Annotated in this window: 19 protein-coding genes; 1 reads left to right on the forward strand and 18 read right to left on the reverse strand. The window is 61.1% G+C overall.

The genetic code is table 11. From position 1 onward, the window contains the following. Positions 1-42 precede the first annotated feature (42 nt). From ROTMU0001_RS02185 to dapB, 8 genes are all read right to left on the reverse strand, one after another. Entirely contained in the window at positions 43-450 is a 408-nt protein-coding gene (locus tag ROTMU0001_RS02185; RefSeq protein WP_005507109.1) for a helix-turn-helix domain-containing protein, read from the reverse strand. A gap of 284 nt (positions 451-734) precedes the next feature. Beyond that, the gene (locus ROTMU0001_RS02190) at positions 735-1,325 is read right to left on the reverse strand and encodes a CinA family protein (RefSeq protein WP_005507891.1); all 591 of its coding nucleotides are present in this window, start codon (positions 1,323-1,325) and stop codon (positions 735-737) included. 100 nt (positions 1,326-1,425) lie between these two features. Continuing rightward, on the reverse strand, positions 1,426-2,073 hold the full coding sequence (gene pgsA, locus ROTMU0001_RS02195) for a CDP-diacylglycerol--glycerol-3-phosphate 3-phosphatidyltransferase (RefSeq protein WP_005507892.1): 648 nt from the start codon (positions 2,071-2,073) through the stop codon (positions 1,426-1,428). Positions 2,074-2,273: 200 nt separating this feature from the next. Beyond that, positions 2,274-5,468 (reverse strand): FtsK/SpoIIIE family DNA translocase, encoded by a 3,195-nt coding sequence (locus ROTMU0001_RS02200; protein ID WP_005507893.1) that lies wholly within the window; start codon positions 5,466-5,468, stop codon positions 2,274-2,276. A gap of 246 nt (positions 5,469-5,714) precedes the next feature. Next, on the reverse strand, positions 5,715-7,430 hold the full coding sequence (locus tag ROTMU0001_RS02205) for a ribonuclease J (RefSeq protein WP_005507894.1): 1,716 nt from the start codon (positions 7,428-7,430) through the stop codon (positions 5,715-5,717). A 389-nt stretch (positions 7,431-7,819) separates the two neighbouring features. Further along, positions 7,820-8,755, reverse strand: a complete 936-nt coding sequence (gene dapA, locus ROTMU0001_RS02210; RefSeq protein ID WP_005507895.1) for a 4-hydroxy-tetrahydrodipicolinate synthase — start codon at positions 8,753-8,755, stop codon at positions 7,820-7,822. A gap of 193 nt (positions 8,756-8,948) precedes the next feature. Next, positions 8,949-9,611 (reverse strand): tetratricopeptide repeat protein, encoded by a 663-nt coding sequence (locus ROTMU0001_RS02215; RefSeq protein ID WP_005507896.1) that lies wholly within the window; start codon positions 9,609-9,611, stop codon positions 8,949-8,951. A 9-nt stretch (positions 9,612-9,620) separates the two neighbouring features. After that, complete coding sequence (dapB, locus tag ROTMU0001_RS02220; protein ID WP_005507897.1) at positions 9,621-10,391, reverse strand: 4-hydroxy-tetrahydrodipicolinate reductase; 771 nt, start codon at positions 10,389-10,391, stop codon at positions 9,621-9,623. A gap of 252 nt (positions 10,392-10,643) precedes the next feature. On the opposite strand from dapB, the gene ROTMU0001_RS02225 reads away from it, so the two are divergent. Then, complete coding sequence (locus tag ROTMU0001_RS02225; protein WP_005507898.1) at positions 10,644-12,590, forward strand: acyltransferase family protein; 1,947 nt, start codon at positions 10,644-10,646, stop codon at positions 12,588-12,590. Positions 12,591-12,781: 191 nt separating this feature from the next. Here the strand turns inward: ROTMU0001_RS02225 and ROTMU0001_RS02230 are convergent, their stop codons facing one another. The 10 genes from ROTMU0001_RS02230 to ROTMU0001_RS02275 form a co-directional block, all read right to left on the reverse strand. Then, positions 12,782-14,113, reverse strand: coding sequence for a M16 family metallopeptidase (locus ROTMU0001_RS02230; protein WP_005507899.1), 1,332 nt, complete (start codon positions 14,111-14,113; stop codon positions 12,782-12,784). 25 nt (positions 14,114-14,138) lie between these two features. Further along, positions 14,139-15,185 (reverse strand): acyltransferase family protein, encoded by a 1,047-nt coding sequence (locus tag ROTMU0001_RS02235; protein WP_162013008.1) that lies wholly within the window; start codon positions 15,183-15,185, stop codon positions 14,139-14,141. A 147-nt stretch (positions 15,186-15,332) separates the two neighbouring features. Then, positions 15,333-17,552, reverse strand: a complete 2,220-nt coding sequence (locus tag ROTMU0001_RS02240) for a polyribonucleotide nucleotidyltransferase (RefSeq protein ID WP_005507901.1) — start codon at positions 17,550-17,552, stop codon at positions 15,333-15,335. 406 nt (positions 17,553-17,958) lie between these two features. Then, on the reverse strand, positions 17,959-18,228 hold the full coding sequence (gene rpsO / locus ROTMU0001_RS02245; protein ID WP_005507098.1) for a 30S ribosomal protein S15: 270 nt from the start codon (positions 18,226-18,228) through the stop codon (positions 17,959-17,961). Positions 18,229-18,518: 290 nt separating this feature from the next. Then, positions 18,519-19,928, reverse strand: a complete 1,410-nt coding sequence (locus ROTMU0001_RS02250; RefSeq protein ID WP_005507902.1) for an amino acid permease — start codon at positions 19,926-19,928, stop codon at positions 18,519-18,521. A 252-nt stretch (positions 19,929-20,180) separates the two neighbouring features. Then, positions 20,181-20,519, reverse strand: a complete 339-nt coding sequence (locus ROTMU0001_RS02255; protein WP_044142243.1) for a hypothetical protein — start codon at positions 20,517-20,519, stop codon at positions 20,181-20,183. Positions 20,520-20,742: 223 nt separating this feature from the next. Further along, positions 20,743-21,636, reverse strand: coding sequence for a 5'-methylthioadenosine/S-adenosylhomocysteine nucleosidase (mtnN, locus tag ROTMU0001_RS02260; protein WP_005507904.1), 894 nt, complete (start codon positions 21,634-21,636; stop codon positions 20,743-20,745). Then, positions 21,636-22,094: an S-ribosylhomocysteine lyase gene (locus tag ROTMU0001_RS02265; RefSeq protein WP_005507905.1), complete on the reverse strand. Its 459-nt coding sequence runs from the start codon at positions 22,092-22,094 to the stop codon at positions 21,636-21,638. The genes mtnN and ROTMU0001_RS02265 overlap by 1 nt, the downstream gene beginning before the upstream one ends. Before the next feature lie 240 nt (positions 22,095-22,334). Then, on the reverse strand, positions 22,335-23,351 hold the full coding sequence (locus ROTMU0001_RS02270; protein ID WP_005507093.1) for a bifunctional riboflavin kinase/FAD synthetase: 1,017 nt from the start codon (positions 23,349-23,351) through the stop codon (positions 22,335-22,337). A gap of 262 nt (positions 23,352-23,613) precedes the next feature. After that, positions 23,614-24,351, reverse strand: a complete 738-nt coding sequence (locus ROTMU0001_RS02275; RefSeq protein ID WP_005507906.1) for a DUF4345 domain-containing protein — start codon at positions 24,349-24,351, stop codon at positions 23,614-23,616. Positions 24,352-24,549: the final 198 nt, after the last annotated feature.

Raw genomic sequence — 24,549 nt, forward strand, 5'->3', positions numbered from 1 at the left:
ACGGCATCGCTTCACGTTTAGCGCGGCATGTGCCGCCTCTCGTTACTTCGAGAGAATGTAGTAATCGCTCTTGTACTGCTCAGACATCTCAGCCGGAACAGTATCCGGAATCTGAACGCCCTCGAGAACCGCCATACGGTCGGCAACCTCACGCAGCATCTGGGACATCGGAATGTCCAGAGCCTGGCAAATCCACGCCAGCAGTTCGGAGGAAGCTTCCTTCTGACCGCGCTCAACTTCGCTCAGGTAACCGAGGGAAACACGGGCACGCTGGGAAACCTCGCGCAGGGTGCGGCCCTGACGCTGGCGAACATCGCGAAGAACCTCACCGATTGCCTGTCGCAGGGGAACAACCTTAGCTTCCTCAACGACCGGGGCGACCTGTCGGGGGGTCTCCTCGATTTCCTTCCACTTAGTAATGCCATTAATCGATACGCGCTGCTTAGCCATGAGCTTCTATATCACTTTCCTGAGTAGGTATTCCCGACCTGCGGGACTGTACAGAGTTAAGCCTAACTGATTTTTGGAGCGTGAGCTAGGGGCCCCGCCATTTTCGTCCTCTTCTTACGGCTTGTATCTATTCAAACAGGCGAACCTATGCCTTTATTCCTGTGGAGCTGAAAGAACCCTGTGAATATATTTGAACCGTAAATTTTTCTCAGGTAGGCGCCGCACAGACGACTACACAGCCGTTCCAGGCACCGCACAGCCCAGCCCAGTCCAGCCCTAGCACGCTACGCCAGCTCGTCCTTCAGAACCCCACCGGCACCGCCGCGCACCGCACGCGCCAGCAAAGCAATCGCATCCGCGCTCGCCGCTGCACGAATCTGCGCCCGATCCCCCGAATAATGGCGCTCAAACACTTCAGAACCGCCCGGGGAACACACACCGATATAGACCGTACCCACCGGCTGACCATCCGCAGGATCAGGACCGGCAACACCCGTGGTCGACACCGCATAATCGGCACCGCACACACGCGCCGCACCGACCGCCATCTGCACCGCCACCGCAGGATGCACCGCGCCCTCACGCGCCAGCAGCTGAGCGTCCACGCCCAGCACCTGAGCCTTCACCTCGTAGGCGTACGAAATCACGCCGCCGCGGTAATACGCGGATGCGCCCGGCACCGTACAAATCGCGCCACCCACATCCCCGCCGGTCAGCGACTCAGCCGTCGCCACCTGCACCGGCCCCTCCTGGGCGGCGCGCAACTGCACCGCATCACGTAGCAGTAGCGCCGCCGCCTCCGGGGTACCGGTGAAAACCTCAGCGGAGGAAAGCTCAAGGGACAGAGCATCTTCAAGTACGAGGGGAACCATCATTCTCTCCTTTCAGCGACGAACCGCCGCCCAAAACCTCACGCGGCACACAACGCGCCGCAGGTACAGCGAAGGGGAGCAGCACACGCCACTCCCCTCGCCTCTACTGACCGCCGCCCTGGGAGGCCTGAGCCTGCAACCAGTTACGACGCAAAATATACGCATCACGCACATACACCAGGCCGGTCCACACGGTAATCGCGGTGACCGCGCCCATCAGAACCCAACCAGGAATCAGCCAGCCAAGACCCAGCTGGCCCAGCGGCAGAAGCATCAGCACCAGCGCCACCGTCTGCAGCACGGTCTTAATCTTGCCGCCCTTACTAGCAGCCATCACACCGTACTTAATGACGAACAGACGCATGATCGTAATACCCCACTCGCGCAGCAGAATCACAATCGTGACCCACCACCACAGCTCACCCAGCGCCGACAGCACAATGAACGCCGCGCCGGTCAGGAACTTATCGGCAATCGGGTCAGCAATCTTACCGAAGCTCGTAATCAGATTACGCGAGCGCGCCAGGTAGCCGTCCGCCCAGTCCGTGAGCATGGCAAGAATGAAAATAATCCACGCCAGCCAGCGGTGCGTCGGATCAGCGGCACCAAAAGTACCGCCCGCAACCAGGGCAACAATGAAGAAAGGAACCGCAATAATACGCAGAACCGTCAACACATTCGGCACATTCCAGTTCGAAGGCTTCGCTGTGCTGACCGCACCGGCGGATGCGGAATTGCGAGCTTCACTCATAACGGCTCCTTACGGGTAGATGGCTTTCGACGGTGAGAGACCGCGTACGCACCGACACCTAAACGTATCGGGGATACGCAAACACCCCGTACCGTCCATTATACGTGTGCCGTAGCAGACATCACAGGGACGGTACGGGGTGCATGTCGCGCACTCACTCAGCCGAGTGGACTCAGCCGAATGGATAGGGCGCTGAAGGACTAGCGGCCGGTCAGCTGCCAGGCGTCCTCCGAGCCCTCATCATCGGGCTCATCGAAATAGTCGGTGACCGGCTCGCCCGGGTCCACCGCATTCGCGTACGGGTCGGCAGCCGGAGGCTCCTCACCGCGAATACGCGCCAGGGTCGCCTGCAGGTCGTCCGGGCGGATAAGCACCTCACGTGCCTTCGAGCCCTCCGAGGGGCCCACCACGCCCTGCGACTCCAGCAGGTCCATGATGCGTCCGGCCTTCGCGAAGCCCATGCGTAGCTTACGCTGCAGCATCGAGGTTGAACCGAACTGGGTCGTAATCACAATCTCCGCCGCCTGCAGCAGATCGTCGAGGTCATCGCCGATTTCCTCATCAATCTGCTTCTTCGCGGCAGAGACCATCACGTCCTCACGGTAGATGGTCGGCGCCTGCTTCTTCACGTGCTCAACCACGGCGTGAATCTCAGACTCAGACACCCACGCGCCCTGAACACGCATCGGCTTCGAGGCACCCATCGGCAGGAAGAGCGCGTCACCCTGACCGATCAGCTTCTCCGCGCCGGGCTGATCCAGCACCACGCGAGAGTCAGTGACCGAGGAGGTCGCAAACGCCATACGAGACGGAACGTTCGCCTTAATCAGACCGGTCACCACATCCACCGACGGACGCTGGGTCGCCAGCACCAGGTGAATACCCGCCGCACGCGCCAGCTGCGTAATACGAACAATCGCCTCTTCCACGTCACGCGGGGCGACCATCATCAGGTCGGCGAGCTCGTCAACAATCACCAGCAGGTACGGGTACTCGTGCACCGTGCGCTTGCTACCGGGATCGGGCTGAACCTTACCCTCACGCACCGCCTTGTTGAAGTCGTCTACGTGCTTGTAGCCGTAGTGGGCGAGGTCGTCGTAGCGGGCGTCCATCTCACGAACCACCCACTGAAGAGCCTCAGCGGCCTTCTTCGGGTTCGTAATGATGGGCGTAATCAGGTGCGGAATACCCTCATAGGCGGTCAGCTCCACACGCTTCGGGTCAACCATCACCAGGCGCACCTGGTCGGGGGTTGCGCGCATCAGAATCGAGGTAATCATCGAGTTCACGAACGAAGACTTACCGGCACCGGTCGCACCAGCGACCAGCATATGCGGCATCTTCGCGAGGTTCGCCAGCACGAAACCGCCCTCAACGTCCTTACCCACACCCATGACCATCGGGTGCTGGTTCGCGTGAGCCTGCGGGGAACGCAGCACATCACCCAGGGCAACGGTCTCACGGTCCGTATTCGGAATCTCAATACCAATCGCGGACTTACCCGGAATCGGGGACAGAATACGAACATCCGGGCTCGCCACAGCGTACGCAATGTTCTTGCTCAGCGCGGTCACACGCTCCACCTTCGTGGCGGGACCCAGCTCAATCTCGTAACGGGTCACGGTCGGGCCGCGCGAGAAGCCGGTGACCTGCGCATCCACCTTGAACTGCTCCAGCACATTCGTCAGAGCCTCAACCACGTGCTCGTTGACCTCGGAGGATTCCTTAGCGGGCGGGCCAGAAACCAGCATCTCCTCAGAAGGCAGCACGTACGCGCCGCGGGAGGACTGCACAACCTGCTCGCCGCGCGCCTGCTCGGTGGTCGCCACCTGAGTATTGTTCTGCAGCGGGCGGGATGCGCCAGCCTCGGGCGCTCGCGAAGCCGCGGGAGCCGCGTTCTTCGGGTGCGCGCCGGGCGAGTGCATGCGGGTCGGAATCGGAGGCTGAGCCGCGGGTGCGGCAGGAGCCTGGGACGCGGAAGCCGGAGCGGCAGACTGTGCAGGGTTCACCATCTGGTGCGGCTTCGTCTGCGGTGCAGCTTCCTCAGCGGCGCCGAAGCCGTCGTATGCCTCAACGTCAAAGAGAGGCTCCTCGCCAGGAATACGGTTCACGCGGCCGTTCGCCACAGCGGCGCGCTGCACCTGATCCAGGCGGGCTGCGGGCGCATCCGACGCCTCAACGTCAAAGAGGTCAGGGCTGCTCGAATAAGCGCCGTTCTGTGCAGAGGTACCCTGGGCGGACGCACCCTGCGCGGCCGGTGCCTGATTGAGGCGACCGGGCAGACGGGACAGACGGTTCGGCTTAGCCGCCGGGCGCGTCTGCTGAGCGGATGCCTGCGCAGAATCCTGTGCAGAGTCCTCCGGCTGTACCGGCATCTGCGTGGTCTCCGGGTGAGTCTCATCCACCACGGCGCTCACGAATGCTTCATCACCGGCGTACTCGTCCAGGGAAGAATCGGTCGACGCAGCGGGAGCAATGCCCAACCAGCCGCGCAGACGAGCGAACAGGCCGCCAGACTTCTGAGGCGTGCGTGCCGGCTTCTCGTCCTCGTACAGGTAGCTGCGGTCATGCTCCTCAGCGTTCAGGTCCACGGTCTGAGTCGCATCCGAAGGGCTATCCTTCGCGGAGGTTCGAGTCGTGCCGTTCGGCTTCTCACCCAGAGCCAGACCGACCAGGTGCAAAGTACGCGGCACCACCTGACGAATCGGGGTATTCGTCAGAACCATCAGACCGGCAATACCCAGAAGCAGGTGAATCAGAATCTCAACGAACGCAATACCGCCGCTCACACGCACAATGGGGGTGCCCAGCAGCACGCCAGCCACACCACCACCAGCCCAGACGGCGTCAAAACCATCCGCGAAGGTCGGGTGACCCGCATGGCGAGCAAAGAACAGGGAGGTCGCCACCAGGATGATGAAGGAGCCCAACGCCACGCGGTTATTACGTTTAATCAGGTCGGGTCCACGGAAAACGCACCACGCCATGATGAGGCAGAACACCGGGACCAGCAGGGCGCCCTGACCGAAGATACCGCCCAGCATCGTGTGCCAGGCGTCCAGGGGCGCACGCAACAAACCGAGGGAGGTGTGGGCACGCCAGTTGTACCATTCCACTCCGGCGCTGATGAGGCCGAACAGCAGAATGGTGAGCGCGCCGCCGTCACGGCGGTCTTCGGGCGCAAGGTCGGTGCGCACCGCGCCAATGGAGCGGAAGAGCCCACCGATAGCGTGAGCGATGCTCAGCCAGACGGAGGAAATAGCGCCCGCTACAGGGTTCGCCGCGTTGGCACCGCGCTGGGCACCGCCTCGGGAGGTGGTGCGCTTGCGGGTGGTCTTCTTAGTGTTTGCTTTAGTAGAGGTCGTGTTACGACCCTTCGTGGTCCGTGGAGCCATACCTTTTAGGGTATCAACCTTCCCGTTAATGTATCGATTCTTTCGTTATCAGTGAGCTAAAAAGTGTGCCCCGCCCTGTCTCTGTGAGGGCATTGATAGGGCGCTGATGAGGCGCTTCTCCCCTACCGCATTCGCTTTCACGTAGCTTTCCGCCCGTACATTCTGCAGATACACAGCAGGCGGGGCCGACACAACGTATCGACCCCGCCTTTTCGCTATGACAGGCGACTAGCCTCGCGCAGAGTATTAGTTCTTCGCGGCCTTCGAGGTGTTCTCAACAACCACGGGAACAATCATGGGCTTGCGGCGCAGACGGCGAGAAATCCAGGCACCGATGGTGCGGCGCACAATCTGCTGCAGCTGCTGCACGGTGTGCACCTTCTCGGGTGCGCGGTGCAGAGCATCCTCCAGGGCGGCGGTAATCTTCGGAACAATCTCGTCGAATACCGCGTCGTCCTCCGCGATACCGCGAGCGTGAATATCCGGGCCAGTCACCACGCGCTTGGTTGCGCGGTCCACGACGGTCACGATGGACACGAAGCCCTCTTCGCCCAGGATGCGGCGGTCCTTCAGGTCGCTCTCGGTGACCTCACCGACGGAGCGGCCGTCAACGTACAGGTACTCGCAGGGAACCTCGCCCACCACGGACGCCACGCCATCGCGCAGATCCACGACGGTGCCGGACTCGCAGAGCAGCACGTTCTTCTTCGGAACGCCGGTCTCCATCGCCAGGTCACCGCTAGCGATCAGGTGGCGAACCTCGCCGTGAACCGGCATAACGTTCTTCGGCTTGAGAATGTTGTAGCAGTACAGCAGCTCACCCGCGGCAGCGTGACCGGAAACGTGAACCTTCGCATTGCCCTTGTGCACCACGTTAGCGCCCAGCTTCATGAGGGCGTTAATGATGCGGAAGACGCTGGTCTCGTTACCGGGAATCAGCGAGGAGGCGAGCACCACGGTGTCGCCGGGCTCAATCTGAATCTTGTGGTCACCGTTCGCCATGCGCGACAGTGCCGCCATCGGCTCACCCTGCGAACCGGTGCACATCATCACGATCTGGTCGGGGCGGTAGTCGTCAACCTTCTTCAGGTCCACCAGCACGTTAGCGGGGACCTTCAGGTAGCCCAGCTTCTCGGCAATGGTCATGTTACGCACCATGGAGCGGCCCACGAGCACGACCTTGCGGCCACGCTCAGCGGCTGCGTCCAGTACCTGCTGCACGCGGTGAACGTGCGAGGAGAAGGACGCCACAATGATGCGGCCGCTTGCGTCGCGGAAAACGTTCGACAGCACCGGACCGATGTGCTTCTCGGTCGGGGTGAAGCCGGGAACCTCAGCGTTGGTGGAGTCCGGCAGGAACAGGTCCACGCCCTCCTCGCCCAGGCGAGCAAAGTGGCGCAGGTCGGTGATGCGACCATCCAGCGGTAGCTGGTCCATCTTGAAGTCACCGGTGTGCAGAACCTTGCCTGCCTTGGTGCGGATGTAGACAGCCAGCGCATCCGGAATCGAGTGGTTCACAGCAACGAACTCACACTCGAACGGACCGAAACGCTCCACCTGGTGCTCCTTCACCGCGAGGGTGTAGGGCTTGATGCGGTGCTCGGCGAGCTTCGCCTCAACCAGTGCCAGGGTCAGTTCGGAACCGACCAGGGGGATGTCGGGGCGGCGGCGCAGCAGGTAGGGAACCGCGCCGATGTGGTCCTCGTGGCCGTGGGTCAGTACCATGGCAACCACGTCGTCCAGACGGTCGACAATGTAGCTGAAGTCGGGCAGGATCAGGTCCACGCCGGGCTGGGACTCTTCGGGGAAGAGCACGCCGCAGTCAACAATCAGCAGCTTGCCGTTGATTTCGTACACGGTCATGTTACGACCGACTTCGCCCAGGCCGCCCAGGGGCACCACGCGCAGGGTGTCCTTCTTCAGGCGGGGAGGGAGGGGAAGATTCGCTTCAAAGACGCTCATCGTGTGTCTCCTCTTTCTTCTATGTTTTCTTGTGATGTCTGTGATTCGTAGGCGACGCTTCGTACCGCAAGCGCTCCCGCCGGTTCGGCTCTCACATGCCGAGGAGGTGGGGTGCTGCCGGTGCGTCCAAATCACCGAAAGTATTCAAAAGTATTTGGGGTGTAGTGCGCGGGTGCCTCTACCTAAGCTGGGCCCCTGTCTGAGTGGTGGGCCGAATCATCGACGGTAAACCGCGGCAATACGCCAGAGCGGACCCCTCACCTAGTGTTAGGTGTGGAGTCCGCGTCCGTTGGCTACATCATGCGCCCCGAAGTCGGGGTGGACGGTAGCCGAAGTCCTCTATATATACGCTCCCCGCGCTATTGCATACGCTGGGTCAGCGTTAAAGTTTAGGCGTTCTTCAGGGTGTGAGCGATGCTCGAGGAGAGCAGGTCAGCTCGCATAGCCTGGGCAACCTCCGGTTCGGAGAGTACGTGCGGCAGGCGAACAACGGGCTCATCCAGCACACCCTGCCAGGAAAGAATTTCCTTGGCGGCAACGCAACCGGGGGCACGGCCCATAGTTGCTCGGACAATCGGAGTCAGTTCCAGGTGAAGACGCTGAGCCTCCACCAGGTCCTGTGCAACGACAGCATCAATCAGGGCACGGAAGAGTGCGGGTGCCACATGTGCGGTCACCGAAACGAGGCCGACGGCACCCATTGCCATCCAGGGAAGGGTCAGTCCGTCGTCGCCGCTGTAGTAGTGCAGGTCGGTGGTTGCCATGACCTCGGTTGCGGCACCAAAGTCTGCCTTGGCGTCTTTCACCGCTACAATACTATCAATTTCTGCAAGGCGGCGGTAGGTTTCGGGTGCGATGGGGATGCCTGCACGACCCGGAATATCGTAAAGCATGACGGGGGTCTCAGTTGCTTGAGCAACGGTCGCAAAATGGGCGTAGACACCCGGCTGAGTCGGCTTGTTGTAGTAGGGGGTCACAACCAGCAGGCCGTCCACGCCAACCTTTTCGGCACGGTGTGCCAGCTCAATGGTGTGCGCGGTGTCGTTCGAACCAACACCGGCAATAATCTTCGCACGAGAACCGACGGTATCCTTCACAATCTGGAAGACGCGCTCGTTCTCGTCATCGGTCATGGTGGAGTACTCACCGGTGGTACCGCAGACCACCAGGCCGTCGTGGCCGTTCTCCACAAGGTAGTTCGCCAGGTCTGCGACCTGCTTTTCATCAACGGAGCCGTCCTTCGCGAAGGGGGTCACCATTGCGGTCAGGAGGCGACCAAAGACAGGCTCAACAAAAGTACCGGGGTTCGAAAGGTTCTCAGACATATGTCCAGAGTACGCCCGAAATGCAGATTTTTGCTACAGAACGCATAAGTTTTCATGCGTGTTCTACAATTCGGACTCTTTCAAACCCGCGGTACTTCCACGAGAGCCTATGAAACCGGGCACATAGCCTCGGCGTTATCAGTCTCATACCGAAAATAAATGTGGCATTGACTAGGGATCGCAGCGCTAGCGCCTAACGCATGCCCTTCGCCTGACCGCCCGAACGCAACGCCCACGCGTTGCGCATCGCCGCACGAGCACGCTTACGCTCGCCGCCCGCATCATACATGCACGCCAGGTTGAACCATGCCTTCCAGTTATTCGGCTCCTGCTCCACCGCCGCGGCGAAGCTCTCGAACTCCACCGCCGCAGCCTCACGGTCCACACGACCCGCCGGGGTGCGAGGCAGGGTATCCTCCGCAAGCTCACCCGAAGCAGCCAGCTCCTGAGCCATACGCTGAATACAAGCGCCGAAAAGCACCTCACGCACCAGCGCCCACGCACCCAGAATCGGGAGCAGGATCATACCCGCGCCAAGAACAATGCCAGCCACAGAACCGGAAGTGAGCATCACGAAGCCCTGCTGCGCAATATGCACCAGGTACAGGGTCAGCAGCGCGCAGGTCAGCGCCGCGAAGGTCTTGCCGAATCCGCCAGCATCCACCGTCACAAAGACAGCACTAAAAATCAGCACACCCATAATAGAGGCACGCGCCGCCAAAGGCAGTGGCAGAATCAGCACGGTCAGCACCATCAGCACGCAGGCGCAGACAGTCCACAGACGCAGCGAAGTCCACCAGGGGCTACGAGCCTCGGAAGATACCGGCGAGGCGTCGGGTGAAGTCTGTTCAGACATAACGCTCCCCTACGACAAATCCATGTAGGCGTCCAAGCCCACGCTCAAACCCGGATGCGCCGCCACCTCACGCACACCCAGCAGAACACCGGGCATGAAGGAGGCACGGTCAAAGGAATCGTGACGAATCACGAGCTGCTGACCGGGATCGCCCAGCAGAATCTCCTGATGCGCCACCATGCCGCGCAGACGCACCGCATGTACGTGAATATCGTCGATTACGGCGCCGCGCGAACCCAAAGGGTCGGAGGTGGTGGCATCCGGGCTTGCGCCCACGCCAGCCTCCGCGCGGGCGGCAGCCACCTTGCGGGCGGTGTGCACAGCGGTACCGGAGGGGGCGTCTACCTTATTCGGGTGGTGAATCTCGATAATTTCTACCGATTCGAAGTAGCGTGCCGCCTTCGCCGCGAACTCGGTGGCGAGAATCGAACCAATCGCAAAGTTCGGGGCGATGAGCACACCCACCTCGGGGTGCTCAGCCAGCAGTTCGCGCAGGGAGTTCAGACGCTCGGGGGTCCAACCGGTCGTACCAACCACCGCGTGCATACCGTGCTCCACCGCGAAACGCACATTCGCCTCGCTGGATTCGGGAACGGTCAGGTCAATAACAATCTCTGCGCCGGCATCGACCAGCTCCTGCAGGTCGTCGCCGCGGCCCAGTGCCGCCACCAGGTCCATGTCTGCGGAGGTGTTGACGGCGCGCACCGCCTCAGAACCCATACGGCCCGCGGCACCGAGTACCGCTACCTTCCAGATTTTTTCGTTACCCTCGCGGGCCATCTTCTCTCCTCCGTAACTTATGAGCACCCCGACGATGGGGCAGACGCTGTGACGTACAGCCTCTATTATCCCCGTGTGAGCGCGGTGCACGCCATCGCACACACTGGGTGAGATGCCCCACGGAACCTCAACGGCATAAAAAGCGCAATAATCTAACCGTCATATAAGCCGTTTAATACGCTATCTATAGATAGCAACCATATAATTAGGAAGTATTTCTCTATTTTCCATCCTACGGAGTGCTTTCACAGTATGAAGTCCCTCTTTACCTCCTCCGTGCGTCCAGATGAGGCTAACCGGCGATATATTCTGCCGGGTCTGGACGGCCTGCGAGCAATCGCTGTGCTCCTCGTGATGGTGTACCATTTCTGGCCCACCGTACTACCCGGCGGCATGATCGGCGTGGATATTTTCTTCGTCATCTCCGGTTTCCTGATTACCTCCCTGCTTCTGCGTGAAGGTGCTCTCACCGGCAAAATTGCCCTGGGCAACTTCTGGATTCGCCGTGCCCGCCGACTGCTTCCCGCCATTACCCTGCTGATTCTGGTCATGGGACCGGTCAGCCTGCTCATTGGCGGCGATATTCAGGTGAACCTCGGCCGACAGCTCGCCGGTGCGGCGACCTTCTCGTCCAACTGGATTTCCATTTTTGCCGGTAATGACTACTTCGCGCAGACCTCCCCGGAGCTCTTCACAAACTTCTGGTCCCTGGCAGTGGAAGAACAGTTCTACGTGGTGTGGCCGCTGCTCATTGTTGGCGCTGGCGTGCTGTTGCGCCGTTCGTGGCGTCGCTTCAGCGTGGTTATGGTGCTGGGCATTATTGCGTCACTGAGCGTTGCTACCGCTCTTCTGATGTCCGGCGCACCCATTAGCCGCGTCTACTACGGCACCGACACTCACCTGTACGGCCTGCTACTCGGCGCCCTGCTGGCGTTTGCGCGCCCCTGGTCGCTGTACCCGCCGCTGCAGCAGTCCGTGCTGTACCGCGTGGCTCAGCCCTTCGGCCTGGTCGCCTTCGCCCGCGTCATGATCAGCTGGCTGTCCCTGTTCGCGCTGATTCCCTACGCAATCCTCATTCCTGAGTCCGCACCCGGTGCGATTCCCTGGGGCCTGTTTGGCGCCTCCCTGCTGGCACTGGGCGTGATTCAGGGCATGCTTCCCGACATGCTTGCTGGCGCTTCCGAGGTGCTGCGCCGCCTGCTGAACTTCGCTCCCCTACGCTGGGTGGGCGAACGTTCCTACGGCCTGTACCTGTGGCACTGGCCGCTCGCCGTGGTCATGCACTACGCCCTGGGCGCTGACCGCTCCCCGCTGGTAAACGTGGGCGTTCTGGTGGCGACCTTCGCTATTGCGGAGATGTCGTACCGCTGGGTTGAGACCCCGATTCGCCGCTACGGTTTCCGCGGTAGCGCTAACCGTGTGGTGGCGGCTTTCCAGTCCTCGCGCACTAAGTTCCTGCCGGTTTCGGTGGCTCTTGCCGCTGTTGTGGCGGCTGCTTCGACCGGTCTGGCGGTGCACACCGCTCCGGCGATGACTACCGCCCAGCAGTCTGTTGAGGACGGCAAGCGTGCTGCCGCTGAGCGTATGAAGGCTCGTCAGGAGGCGCAGGCTGCGAGCGCATCGGCAAGCCCGAGCGCTGCAGGTAAGGACGCGAAGGCTTCGGCAAGCCCCTCGGCGTCGAAGGCTTCAACCGGTTCGGTGGATTCTTCGCAGGTGACCATTGTGGGTGACTCCATTGTGGTGGCGGTATCCCCCGAGCTGTACGACAAGATGCCCGAAGCGTCCATCGATGCGGCTGAGGCACGCACCATCGCCAAGGCCCTGCCGATTATTAAGTCCATGGGTGCCAACGGCCAGATTCGTAAGACCTTCGTGCTGTCGGTGACCGCGAACTCGACCATTCTGGACGGTCAGCTCGACGAGGTTCTGGCGGCTATGCCCTCCGATTCTAAGCTGGTGCTGGTCACCGGTTACGGCCCGCGCAACCTGACCTGGATTGACTACTCGAACGGTAAGATTCGTGAGTTTGCGGCTCAGCATTCTGATCGCGTAATTATTGCGGATTGGAACTCTACGATCCGCCAGGCTCTGCAGACTCAGAGCGGTCTGCTGGCCTCTGACGGCGTTCACCCGGAGGCTGCCGGTCAGGAGCTCTACGCCCAGGTGCTGATGGAAGCTATTGCCAAGGCACAGAAGTAGTAGCTCTCAAAGGTAGCTTTTCGGGTTCTGCCGCTCATGCTGAGCGTCAAGAGCATGGGTGGCAGAGCACCCGGAAGCGCTTCTTGGAATCGTCTCTTTGATAGGTGCCGATACATACAAAATGCCCGTTCCCTCCCCCGATTTAGCGGGGTGTGGGAACGGGCATTTTTGTGCCTTATTCGCGTTGAGGGTTAGCGCACGATGGTGGTAATCATCTGCTGCTGCCCCAGGTACGCCGCCAGGTCACGAACCTCCTCCAGGGAGACCGCGCGGATCTTCTCCAGCAGCTCATCGGTGCTGGTGAACAGTCCAGAGTCCAGCTCGGCGCGACCCAGGCGGGACATGCGCGAACCCGAATCCTCGCTACCGAGCACGGTGGAACCAGCCAGCTGGCCGCGGACCTTCGTCAGCTCCTCCTCGGTAATACCGGCGGTGGCGAGCTTATCAAACTCGTAGCCCATAACCTCGCGCACCTGCTCGGTCTTAGCGGGCAGGCAGCCCGCGTACATGCCGAAGTAGCCGGCATCCGAGTACGCACCGGAGAACGCGAACGTGCTGTAGGCCAGACCGCGCTTCTCGCGAATCTCCTGGAACAGGCGCGAGGACATGCCCGCACCGAACGCGCTGGTCAGCACGCTCATCGCGTAGCGGCGGTCGTCACCGGCGATAATGCTCGGGCAGCCCATCACAATGTTGGTCTGTTCGAAGCCCTTCTCCACCTCACGCAGCTCACTCAGCGGAACAATGCCGCTGTCGGTGCGTACGCGACGCGGTGCCGGTGCCACGCCCTCCTGCAGGTTCCAGCCGTAGCGGGTCAGCGCCTCCAGCACGAGGCGGACCATGGTGCTGTGCTCCAGCGAACCTGCGGCAGAAATGACCAGGCGGTCCGGGGTGTAGTAGCGCTTGTAGTGCTCCCACACGGCGTCACGCGGCACCTCGGTAATCTCCTGCGGGGTACCGCCAATGGGGCGGCCCAGCGGGTTCTCACCCATGAGCTGCTCCACGAAGTTCTCGAAAGCAACGTCGGTCGGGTCGTCCTGGTCCATGGCGATTTCTTCAAGGATCACGCCGCGTTCCTGCTCCAGGTGAGCCGGGTCCAGCAGGGCGTTGGTGACCATGTCGGTAATGACGTCCACCGCCATGGGCGCGTCATCGTCGAGCACACGCGCGTAGTAGCAGGTGTGCTCCTTAGCGGTCAGGGCGTTGGATTCGCCGCCTACCGCGTCGAAGGAGGATGCGATGTCCAGGGCGGTGCGGGTGCCGGTGCCCTTGAACAGCAGGTGCTCCAGGAAGTGGGTGGAGCCGAGCATGCCGGGAGCCTCGTCACGCGAGCCCACCCCCACCCAGAAGCCGATGGACACGCCGCGCGTGCCGGGCATCTTCTCGGTAATGACGCGCACGCCACCGGGCAGGATGGAGCGGCGCACCTCGTTGCCGCCCGCACCCTCGTAGATGAGGCGGCCACGCTCGTAGTCGAGCTCCTCGGCGATGGCGTCAAGCTCGACGGGCAGGGAAATAGACATTCAGTGTCCTTCGATGTGAGTTCGGTTAGCTAATCTTTTGTTCAATGGGACGCGGCAGGGTAAAGAGCGGAATCCGGAGCTTTCGTGCGCAGTACCCCAGCAGCAGCGAGGCGAGGATCGCAAAAATCGTACCCCCCACTAGGAACAGAGGTACCGAGAAAAGACCAGACTTCGTCAGTACGAAACGGAAAGCGGCACCGCACACGATGTGCGCGATAAAGATTTCCAGGGAGTGACGTCCCAGGTAGACGAGCCAGCCGCTCCACGGAGCCCGTGCCAGCAGGTAGGAGATCGAGAGCACCGCCAGCGACGACAGCAGGGAGGCGACAATACCGACAGCAATAGCCGCCGGGTTGTTCGCAAAGTACGGCACGACGGTCGGCGGAGCGGCCTGCACATTCACCAGGATGACGGTGTAGACAACCAGACCAACGACCGCGATAACGGCATGAACCGCCAGCGATACAGACTCCATCATAGCCTGGAACTTCTCGTGGCCAAGAGCCACGCCAAGCATGAAGAAGACCGCCAGGGAGATACCCTGCGTTCCCACGTAGTCACCGCTGTAGCCCCAGAACGCAACGGCGAGGATTGCGCATACCGCCACAATAACGTAGGCCTTGACGTCCTTCTGCCAGACGCGCCCCAGCACAGCGATGATGGTGACAATCATGAGCCAGGGGAAGAACCAAAGCTGCCCCTCAGGCTTCCACAGTTCCAGCAGGCTCATCACAGTCGTCTTATCGGAAGAATTAGACGGAAGTACAAGCTTCATACCCACCTGTAGAACCTGCCAAATGACGTACAGGTATCCGAAGAGAACCAGACGTTTCGTCAGGTACGAGGAGGGAGTAGTCTTCAACGCTCCTCGCGACACGAACAGGCCGCTCAGGAAGGCAAAAACTACCAGGTGCCAGAAGTAAACCCCGTAATCCAGCATGAACTTGTAGGGGCGCAGGGCCTCGGTGCCCAACCCTGACGCCCACATTCCTCGATGAATATGACCAAAGACGATCGCGATAATCGCGAGGCCCTTGGCAACGTCAATCGTCGTATCTCGTCGAGTCGACAATTCCGATATTCCTTTCATAGCGAGAACAGCAGTCTGCATTCTGTTGTTCTCTATCCTCATGAAAATGAGGGGCGCCCGGCACACCCGGCGGGGAGTGAACCGCACCGGGTGCGCCGAACGCCCCTCATCACTTAGCGGGGGTTACGACTACTCGTCGTCGCCACCCTCAACGACCGGTGCCAGCGAGAGCTTGCCACGGTCATCAATCTTGGTGATCTCCACCTGGACCTTCTGGCCCACGGAGACAACGTCCTCAGCGTCAACAACGCGCTTGCCGCCGTTGAGCTTACGCATCTCGGAGATGTGCAGCAGGCCGTCCTTACCGGGGGTCAGCGAGATGAACGCGCCGAAGTCGGTCACCTTCACCACGGTACCCAGGTAGCGTTCGCCCACCTCGGGAACCTGCGGGTTAGCGATAGCGTTCACTGCCGCACGGGCAGCCTCGGCGGAGGGGCCGTCAGCTGCGCCGATGTATACGGTGCCGTCGTCCTCAATGGAGATGTCTGCGCCGGTGTCTTCCTGGATCTGGTTGATCATCTTACCCTTGGGGCCGATGACCTCACCGATCTTGGCAACCGGGATCTTCACAGAAATAATGCGCGGTGCGAACTCGCTCATCTCATCCGGTGCGTCAATCGCGCTGACGAGCACCTCGAGGATGTGCAGGCGAGCCTCACGTGCCTGGGTCAGTGCGCCAGCGAGCACGGATGCGGGGATACCGTCGAGCTTGGTGTCCAGCTGGATAGCGGTCACGAACTCGGAGGTACCTGCAACCTTGAAGTCCATATCGCCCAGCGCGTCTTCCGCGCCGAGGATGTCGGTCAGGGCTGCGTAGCGGGTTTCGCCGTCAACCTCGTCAGAGACCAGGCCCATTGCGATACCTGCAACGGGTGCGCGCAGCGGCACACCGGCGTTCAGCAGGGACAGGGTCGATGCGCAGACCGAGCCCATGGAGGTCGAGCCGTTGGAGCCCAGGGCCTCAGAGACCTGACGGATTGCGTAGGGGAACTCTTCGCGGGAGGGCAGCACCGGGGTGATTGCGCGCTCTGCGAGTGCACCGTGGCCGATTTCGCGGCGCTTGGGCGAACCCACGCGGCCGGTCTCACCGGTGGAGTACGGCGGGAAGTTGTAGTGGTGGATGTAGCGCTTGGACTTGACCGGGTGCAGGGAGTCCAGCTGCTGCTCCATCTTGAGCATGTTCAGGGTGGTGATACCCATGATCTGGGTTTCGCCGCGCTCGAAGAGAGCGGAACCGTGAACGCGGGGCAGGATTTCAACCTCAGCGGTGAGCTGGCGGATGTCGGTCAGGCCGCGGCCGTCAATACGGACCTGCTCGGTGAGGATGCGCTGGCGAACCACGTGCTTGGTCAGGGCAGCGAATGCTACGGAGACCTCGTTGGAGCGCTCTTCGAATTCCTTACCTTCGCCGGTGAGAGCTTCCATGAGCTCTTCCTGCAGCTCGGCTGCTGCTGCTTCGCGTTCCTGCTTGCCAGCGATGGAGTACACCTCTGCCAGGCGGTCTGCTGCGAATGCTTCAACTGCTGCGTCGACGTCTTCGCCGTGGCCGCCGAAGAAGGGCAGTTCCAGGGCGGGCTTGCCTGCGCGAGCCACCAGGTCAGCCTGCGCCTTGCACAGTGCTGCGATGAAGGGCTTAGCTGCTTCCAGGCCCTCTGCAACGATCTCTTCGGTGGGAGCGGTCTGGCCGTCTTCCTTGATGAGCTTCCAGGAGTTGTCGGTTGCTTCTGCCTCAACCATCATGATGGCGACGTCTTCGGTACCGTCAGCCTTGGTGACGATACGACCTGCAACAGCCATGTCGAACACTGCGTTTTCCAGCTGGGAGTACTTGGGGAAGCAAACCCACTGGCCGTCGATCAGTGCCATGCGCACGCCACCGATGGGGCCGTTGAACGGCGCACCGGACAGGGAGGTCGATGCGGATGCAGCGTTGATTGCGAAGGTGTTGTAGATTTCGTCCGGCTCGTAGGTCAGGACGGTCACAACGACCTGCACCTCGTTGCGGATGCCCTTGGTGAAGGCGGGACGCAGCGGGCGGTCAATCAGGCGTGCAGCCAGGATTGCTTCGGTGCTGGGGCGGCCTTCGCGGCGGAAGTACGATGCGGGAATCTTGCCGCCTGCGTACATGCGCTCTTCCACGTCCACGGTCAGCGGGAAGAAGTCGAAGCCCTCACGGGGAGACTTGCCGATTGCGGTTGCGGAGAGCAGGGTGGTCTCGTCATCGATGGTGACGAGGACGGAGCCAGCAGCCTGCTTTGCGAGGCGGCCGGTTTCAAAGCGCACGTGGCGCTTACCGTGAATGCCGTTGTCGATTTCGACTTCAGCAAACTTGATTTCGGGACCTTCCACGGTTCCTTCTTTCTTCTTGGCAGGCCGTACGGCGCACGAGTCGGCCTTCGATAGGAAACCACGGCACCTCTCCCCTACCTTTTCGTGTGCCCGACGTGTGTCGGCGCGGTTGTGGGGGTGGTGTTGTTCCGTAATTCGCTACCGAGGACCGCGGCGTGTGTGCCGGTACGGCCTTCTATTCTTTCTTTCAGGTGGGGCGGTGTCTTCTACCGATTTCTCGCTGTGATTCTAGCCTTGGAATCTAGCGTTGGAATCTAGCGAGCGGAAGATGCGCCCCTCAACGCGGCAGTACGGACGCGCTGGCGCTACCCGCCTCCGTGTTGGAGGGTTGGTAGTGCTGACAGCACGTCCGCACACACCGCCTAAAGGCGATTAATCACCACAAAAGCGTCAAGACGCTCCTGTTTTATCGGCGCAGACCCAGGCGCTCGATCAGCGAACGGTAACGCTCGATGTCGACGCTCTTCAGGTAGCCGAGCATGTTGCGGCGACGACCAACGAGGATCATCAGGCCACGACGGGAGTGGTGATCGTGCTTGTGGAACTTCAGGTGCTCGGTCAGGTCGGCGATACGACGAGACAGAACTGCAATCTGAACCTCGGGCGAACCGGTGTCGCCCTCGTGGGTTGCGTATTCCTTGATGATTGCCTGCTTGACAGCGGGATCCAGTGCCACTTTTAACTCCTAGAGTTAGTACCGCATACGTCCCGTACGGACGGTTGCCGCCGGGTGGTGGGCTTACGCCCTGTAATACACGTCGTCTACTGCGGACTGCAGACGCGTTCTTCCCATTCTACGCTACCGGGGCGCTTTCGTGGAAGGGTGAGCAGAAGCCCGGCGACAGGTAGCTCATCACACTACCGGTCGCCGGGCTTCACAGTCGGGTTCTCACGCCGAGTCCTCGCACCGGGCTCTACGTTTATTCAGTGGGCTCTACGTTTATTCGGTGTCTGTGCTTCTGCTCCCTATGCTTCTGCTGCTTCTGCGCGAGCGCGCACAACCACGAGGCGGTAGTAGCCCAGCAGGAACAGGCACCAGAGTGCGCCCATTACCAGCGCCAGCTGGGTGTCCGCGAAGCATCCGAAGAGCACCACGATAAAGATCATGAACGCCAACGCCAGGTAGCTCAGCCACAGGGGCTGGCGCACCGGCTGTGCCTCGGTATCGGCGCCGCTGCGCTTGAAGGCAATGTGCGCCAGCAGAATCATGACCCACACGAATACGGTCGCGAAGGTTGCCAGGGAGGCGACCACCTCGAACGCGTTCTCGAAGAGCACGTTCACAATCACGCCGACCGCCATAACCAGCACCATGATGAGGGTGGTCATCCAGGGCGCACCGTTCTTCGTAACCTTCGCGAAAGAAGCCGGCGCCAGGTTCTGCTTCGCCAGGCCGTACATCATGCGGCCGGCACCGTACACGTCCGCGTTCAGCGCAGAGATTGCCGCGGTAATGATGACCACGTTCAGAATCGAAGCAGCAGCCGGAATGCCCAGACCCTCAAAAATCTGCACGAACGGCGAGTTCGCCTTCGTCACCGAGTACCAGGGGTATAGGGACATGATGACCGACAGGGTCAGAATGTAGAAGATGAGGATGCGGAACGGCACCGTGCGAATCGCCTTGGGAATCGAGGTGCGAGGGTCCTTCGCCTCACCGGCGGCAATACCGATGTTCTCAATACCGCCGAACGCAAACATCACCACGGTAAAGCAGGCGAGGAAGCCGGTAAAACCGTTCGCGAAGAAGCCGCCTTCAAGAGCCCAGAGGTTCGTAACCGAGGGCGCCACGGAGTCGTGCGCCTGCACACCCACGAAGAGCAGGGCGATACCGCCAACAATCATGGCGACAATGGCGCTGACCTTCACGAGCGTGAACCAGAATTCGGTCTCACCAAACGCCTTGACCTTCGCCAGGTTAATAGCGAGCAGAATCAGCAGGACCGAAACAATCCAAATCCAGGAGGGGCTGTTCGGGAACCAGAACTTCATGTACACGGCAAAGGCGGTGACGTCCGCAATGGCGACCAGCGCCATTTCCAGGGCGTAGGTCCAGCCGGTCACAAAACCCGCCCAGCGTCCGAGGTAGCGGGTGGCGTATTCGGAGAACGCTCCGGAGACCGGGTGCGCCAGAGCGAGTTCGCCCATTGCGCGCATCACCATGAACACTGCAGCGCCACCAATAACGTAGGCAAGCAGCACGGAGGGACCCGCCAGCTGAATGGCGGATGCCGAGCCGTAGAACAGGCCGGTGCCGATGGCGGAGCCGAGGGCGATGAACATGATGTGACGCAGGGAGAGTCCACGCGCTAGCTGCGGGCTCTCGGAGGCTACTGCTCCCTGCTGTACCGGGGATGAGTCCGGAGTGGTATTCATCTTCTTCTTTTCCTTTACCTCGTGGGGTGTACCCGCCGGTGGCGGGGAAACTTATCGGGTGGTGCCGCAGCTCAGCAGGCGGCTGAGAGCGGTACCGGTTGATTCACTCCCCATCGAGTGATGGGGCGTTACGCGGAAGGTGTTGCCTTCGCGCGTCGCCCCATCGCATCCCCACCCAACCGGTACGGTGGGAGGGAACGCAAAAGACGGCGGGAAGGCAACGTTGCCTTTCCGCCGTCTTTTCGTCAAAGACTACTTCTGTCGCTTACGTCCAATGACGATAGAGCACAGAGCGGTTGCAGCAGTCACGGTGTAGACTGCAGGCCACGCGCCAAGCTTCTTGGCGAGCGGATGAGCGGCGCCAAACGCGCCGAGGTAGATAGCGGTGAGGAAGGTGGCACGGCCTGCGCCAGCCTTACGCTTCCAATTCTTGTAAGCCACGGCACCGCACAGTGCCAGGACAGCGCCACCGAGCGGGCGGATGCCGGTGCTAGATGCAACCTTGTAGCCACCGAGCAGACCGGTGACGGAGGCGAGAGTCGGGCAGAACTTCACGACGTACTCCTCTGTGAGATCGGACAGTTTCCACATTCATAGTACTCCACGACACACAGAATGTATATTCACCGCGGTTAATATTTCTGCGTTTCTTACGGACCGGGTACATCAAAGTGCCTTATCAGAAAAAGACTGGGGTACAAAAAAAGACCGGCATAAAAGGACCGGGGCGCAAAGAGCGGGGCGCAAACCCGTCAGGTTCACGCCCCGGCACTTGCCGCATGCGAGCTCACTTCGTGCCGCATGCTCTAGAGCTTTAGAGAGCCAGCTCCAGCGCCTCCAGCTGCGCCTCGGTCCACAGCTCAGCAGCCAGCTGCAGCGCGTAACGAGCCGAACGAGGAGCCACCACGTCCACGGAGAGGTGGAAGTCCTGGTCAGCCTCCGGGCCGCACAGATCAGACACGCAACGCACCCCGATAAACGGAATCTCGTAGTTGTGGCAGACCTGCGCAATAGCGGTGGTCTCCATGTCGGTGCTGATAGCGCCATCAAACGCCTCGCGGGTGTCCTTCACGTTGTGGGCGGTTACGAAGGAGTTACCCGCCAGCATCTGGCCGCGGCGCACCTCCCACACGCTCTCAGCCTGCTCACGCACCGGCTCCAGTGCGGCGAGCGCATGCTCCAGGGCATCCTGCCACTCATCCGCCTGGCCGCCGTAGCTCTCGGGCATGCCCGGAACCTGGCCGCGCGCGTAACCGAACGCGGTCGCGTCGGCGTCAGTGTAGGTGTAGTTCTCGCCAATCAGCACGTCGCCCACGTTAATGCCGCGAGCCAAACCGCCGGCGGTACCTGCGCTGATGACGCCCAGGCAGTTCGAGGAGTAGCTAATCGCCTCGGTGACGGCGCTCGCCGCGTTCACCAGACCAATCTTGGAGCGAACCAGCAGCAGCGGAACCTGGTCCTCGCCCACCTGCAGGTAACGCGGGTGGAATACTGCGGCGCCCTCGGTGAAGGACGGCTGCAGCTCCTCGGTCACTTTCAGGAAGGGTGCGAGCTCCTCATCCATAGCCACCTGAATGATGATGGCGTTAGACATGCCGTCCATCAGCTCAAACATGCTGTTGAACGCCTCAGCCGGGTCGAAAGCGTTCGGGTCAAAGTCCACCGGGTTGAAGGCGGATGCGAAAGCGTCAGGGATCTGTGCGCTCATTACGCCATCACCTGCGCCCACTCATCGCGTGCCGCGAGGAACTCGCGAGCCGCAGCCTGCGCACCTTCGAGGGTGTGGTTGGCGCCCCAGCCGCACTGCACCTCGTTCGCTGCCGGAACCTCGGTTGCGTTGAGGATATCGTTGAGGGTTGCTTCCAGGATGGGGAAGAAATCCTCGGGCTCCAGGCCCAGGGTCAGCGCGTAGAAACCGGTCTGGCAACCCATCGGGGAGAAGTCAATCAGACGGTCGGTGTGGTTGCGCATGTGCTCGGCGCTCAGGTGCTCGATGGAGTGCACGGTCGGCATTTCCAGGTGCGCGGTGTTCGGCTGGGTGAAGCGGATATCGTACTTGATGAGGGTGTCGCCACCGGGCAGGACCTTGCGGTCTGCGATACGCACGTAGGGTGCTGCTACGGCGCGGTGGTCGAGGTTGAAGGATTCGACGTTCATTTTTTCCATGACTCTATCTTCTCTTAAAACGGGGACGACTAAAACAGGGGTGCCTCGCGGGCAGCGCAGAACGTCAAGGCGTGCGGCGCACGAGGTTTCGCAGGAAGGCGCAGGCGGTCAGGCGCGAAGAAGGTGCCCGCTTTTGCGCATCCGGTCGGGTACGCAAAAGCCCCGGCGGCAGATCGAAAATCTTACCGCCGGGGCTTCAAAGCCGTTAAAGGCAAAAGCTATGAGCGCAGGATGTTGCTCTTAGAAGTGGGGATGCTTCACTTCCGCCTGCACCGGGCACTCCGGCGGGCAGTAGTTCTTCGCGTCCTCAGCCAGCACCTCGCGGGTCTGCACCACATCATCGTTAATCTGCTCAATCAGCGCCTCAACACCGGTGTACGCCACCATGGGGCGCAGACGCTTCACGAACTCAATCAGCACACGCTGACCGTACAGGTTGAAATCCTCCACGCGCTCTTCCGGGCGGTCAATCACGTGCGCCTCAACCTGGCGGTGCTCAATACCGTCAAAGGTCGGGTTCGTACCCACCGAAATAGCGGAGGGGTGACGGTTACCGGACTCGTCCACCAGCCAGCCGGCGTACACACCGTCTGCGGGAATCAGGCCGCGCGCCTCAAGCTCAAGGTTCGCGGTCGGGAAGCCCAACTCGCGGCCGCGCGCCAGACCGTGCACGACCTCACCAGCCATCATGTGGTGACGGCCCAGCAGCTCAGTTGCGGCGGGCATATCGCCCTCCAGCAGCAGCTGGCGGATGCGGGTCGAGGAGCAGCGGGTGTTCTCATCCACCATCAGATCCTCAACGACAACCACCTCAAAGCCGTACTTCTCCCCCAGCTCACGCATGGTGTTCAGGTCGCCGGAGTTGTTCTTACCAAAGCGCACGTCGTCACCGATGACCACAAAACGCGCGTTCAGCGCATCCACGAAGGTGGACTTCACGAACTCCTCGGGGGTCTGCGCAGCAAACTCCAGGTTGTAGTTCAGCAGCAGGTAGTCGTTCAGACCCAGCAGGCACATGAAGTAGCGTCGCGAACCCTGACCCATAATGTCGTGGTGGGCCGCCTCGGGACGGTGCACCTGCATCGGGTGCGGGTCAAAAGAGACCGCGATAGAGCTCAAACCGTGCTCTTCAGCAAGGGAGACCACGCGCGAAATCACGCGGGCATGTCCACGGTGCACGCCGTCAAAATTGCCGATGGTCACGACCGAGGGGCCGTAGCCGGCGGGGACCTCGCTCAAAGCGGTGTAGAGGGTCACGGGCTCTCCTGAAAAAGATAAATGTACCTAACCATCCTAGACCACAGGCGGCAGGATGCAGAATTCAAAACGGGAATCAACAGGGAATGGAACGGCGCCCCCCGCAGGCGGTGCCTTCTCCCCTACCTTTGCGGATACGGCAGGGTATCTGACACGCAACTGTGCAACCTCCGCACCTGGAAAATCCATGCGCAGCACCCGCCCATAAGAAAGCCCGGGCAGGCACCCCACCGTGCGGCAGGAACCTTCCCGGGCGTTACGACTACTTACGAGCCTGGTTACGAGAAGCCTTCAGCATCTCCTCGCGAATCTTATTGGACTTGTTAATCCAGCCGTACCACACCAGCAGGCACGGAGGAATCACAAGCTCAGTCACCATCAGCACGATCAGCGACCAGTGCGGGGTGCCGAAGAACGCCCACGACAGGATACGACCCACGCCGCCCAGGAAAACCACCAGGCAGGAGAACGCGAGCATGTTCACCCACTTGAACTTCACGGCAATGAACACGAAGGACAGGCCCACACCCACATAGGTTGCCGCGAAGAACACATAGTTCGACTGCACCGAGGGGTTCGCAAAATCTGCAGGCGCATCCGGAATAACGCGGACACCGCCCAGAACCTGCCACACACCGTACGCAATCATGAACAGACCGTACAGCGCCACCGCCGCACGGAACGCCGCACGGTTCTGAGGCTTAGCCGCCTCCTCAATGCTCTTGGGGCGGGCAAACGCCTCGCGGGTTGCCTTCTTCTCAGCCTTCTTATCGGCCTTCTGCGACGCCTTATCGCCGGACGCCGGAGAGGCTACACGAACACCCTCGGGTGCCTTCGCCGCAGAAATGGGCTCAGCACTCTTAGCACCGGCAGTCTTCGCGGTACCGCTCTGAGCAGTAGCCCCGGTTACGGTAGCTTCAGCCTGTGCAGACTCCACGCGGGGCACCGGCGCGGTACGAGGCTCACTCGCCTTCTTAGCAGAGCTCTGGTTCTCGCTCATTTTCTCTCCTTCAGCAGGGCCGGGCGGCACCCGCACGAGTAGTCATGTGTGTTCAGGGATGTTTACGTTAGCGTGTTGAATGAATAGGGCGCACATTCGGTAGGGCGCACGTTCAATATGCGCTGAATCAATCAGGATTGAAGGATTCAGTTTTGGGCAAATCAGCTTTGGGTAGGCGCAAACGCCGAACCCTCTTCG

Source organism: Rothia mucilaginosa ATCC 25296 (assembly GCF_000175615.1).
Taxonomy (GTDB): Bacteria; Actinomycetota; Actinomycetes; order Actinomycetales; family Micrococcaceae; genus Rothia; species Rothia mucilaginosa.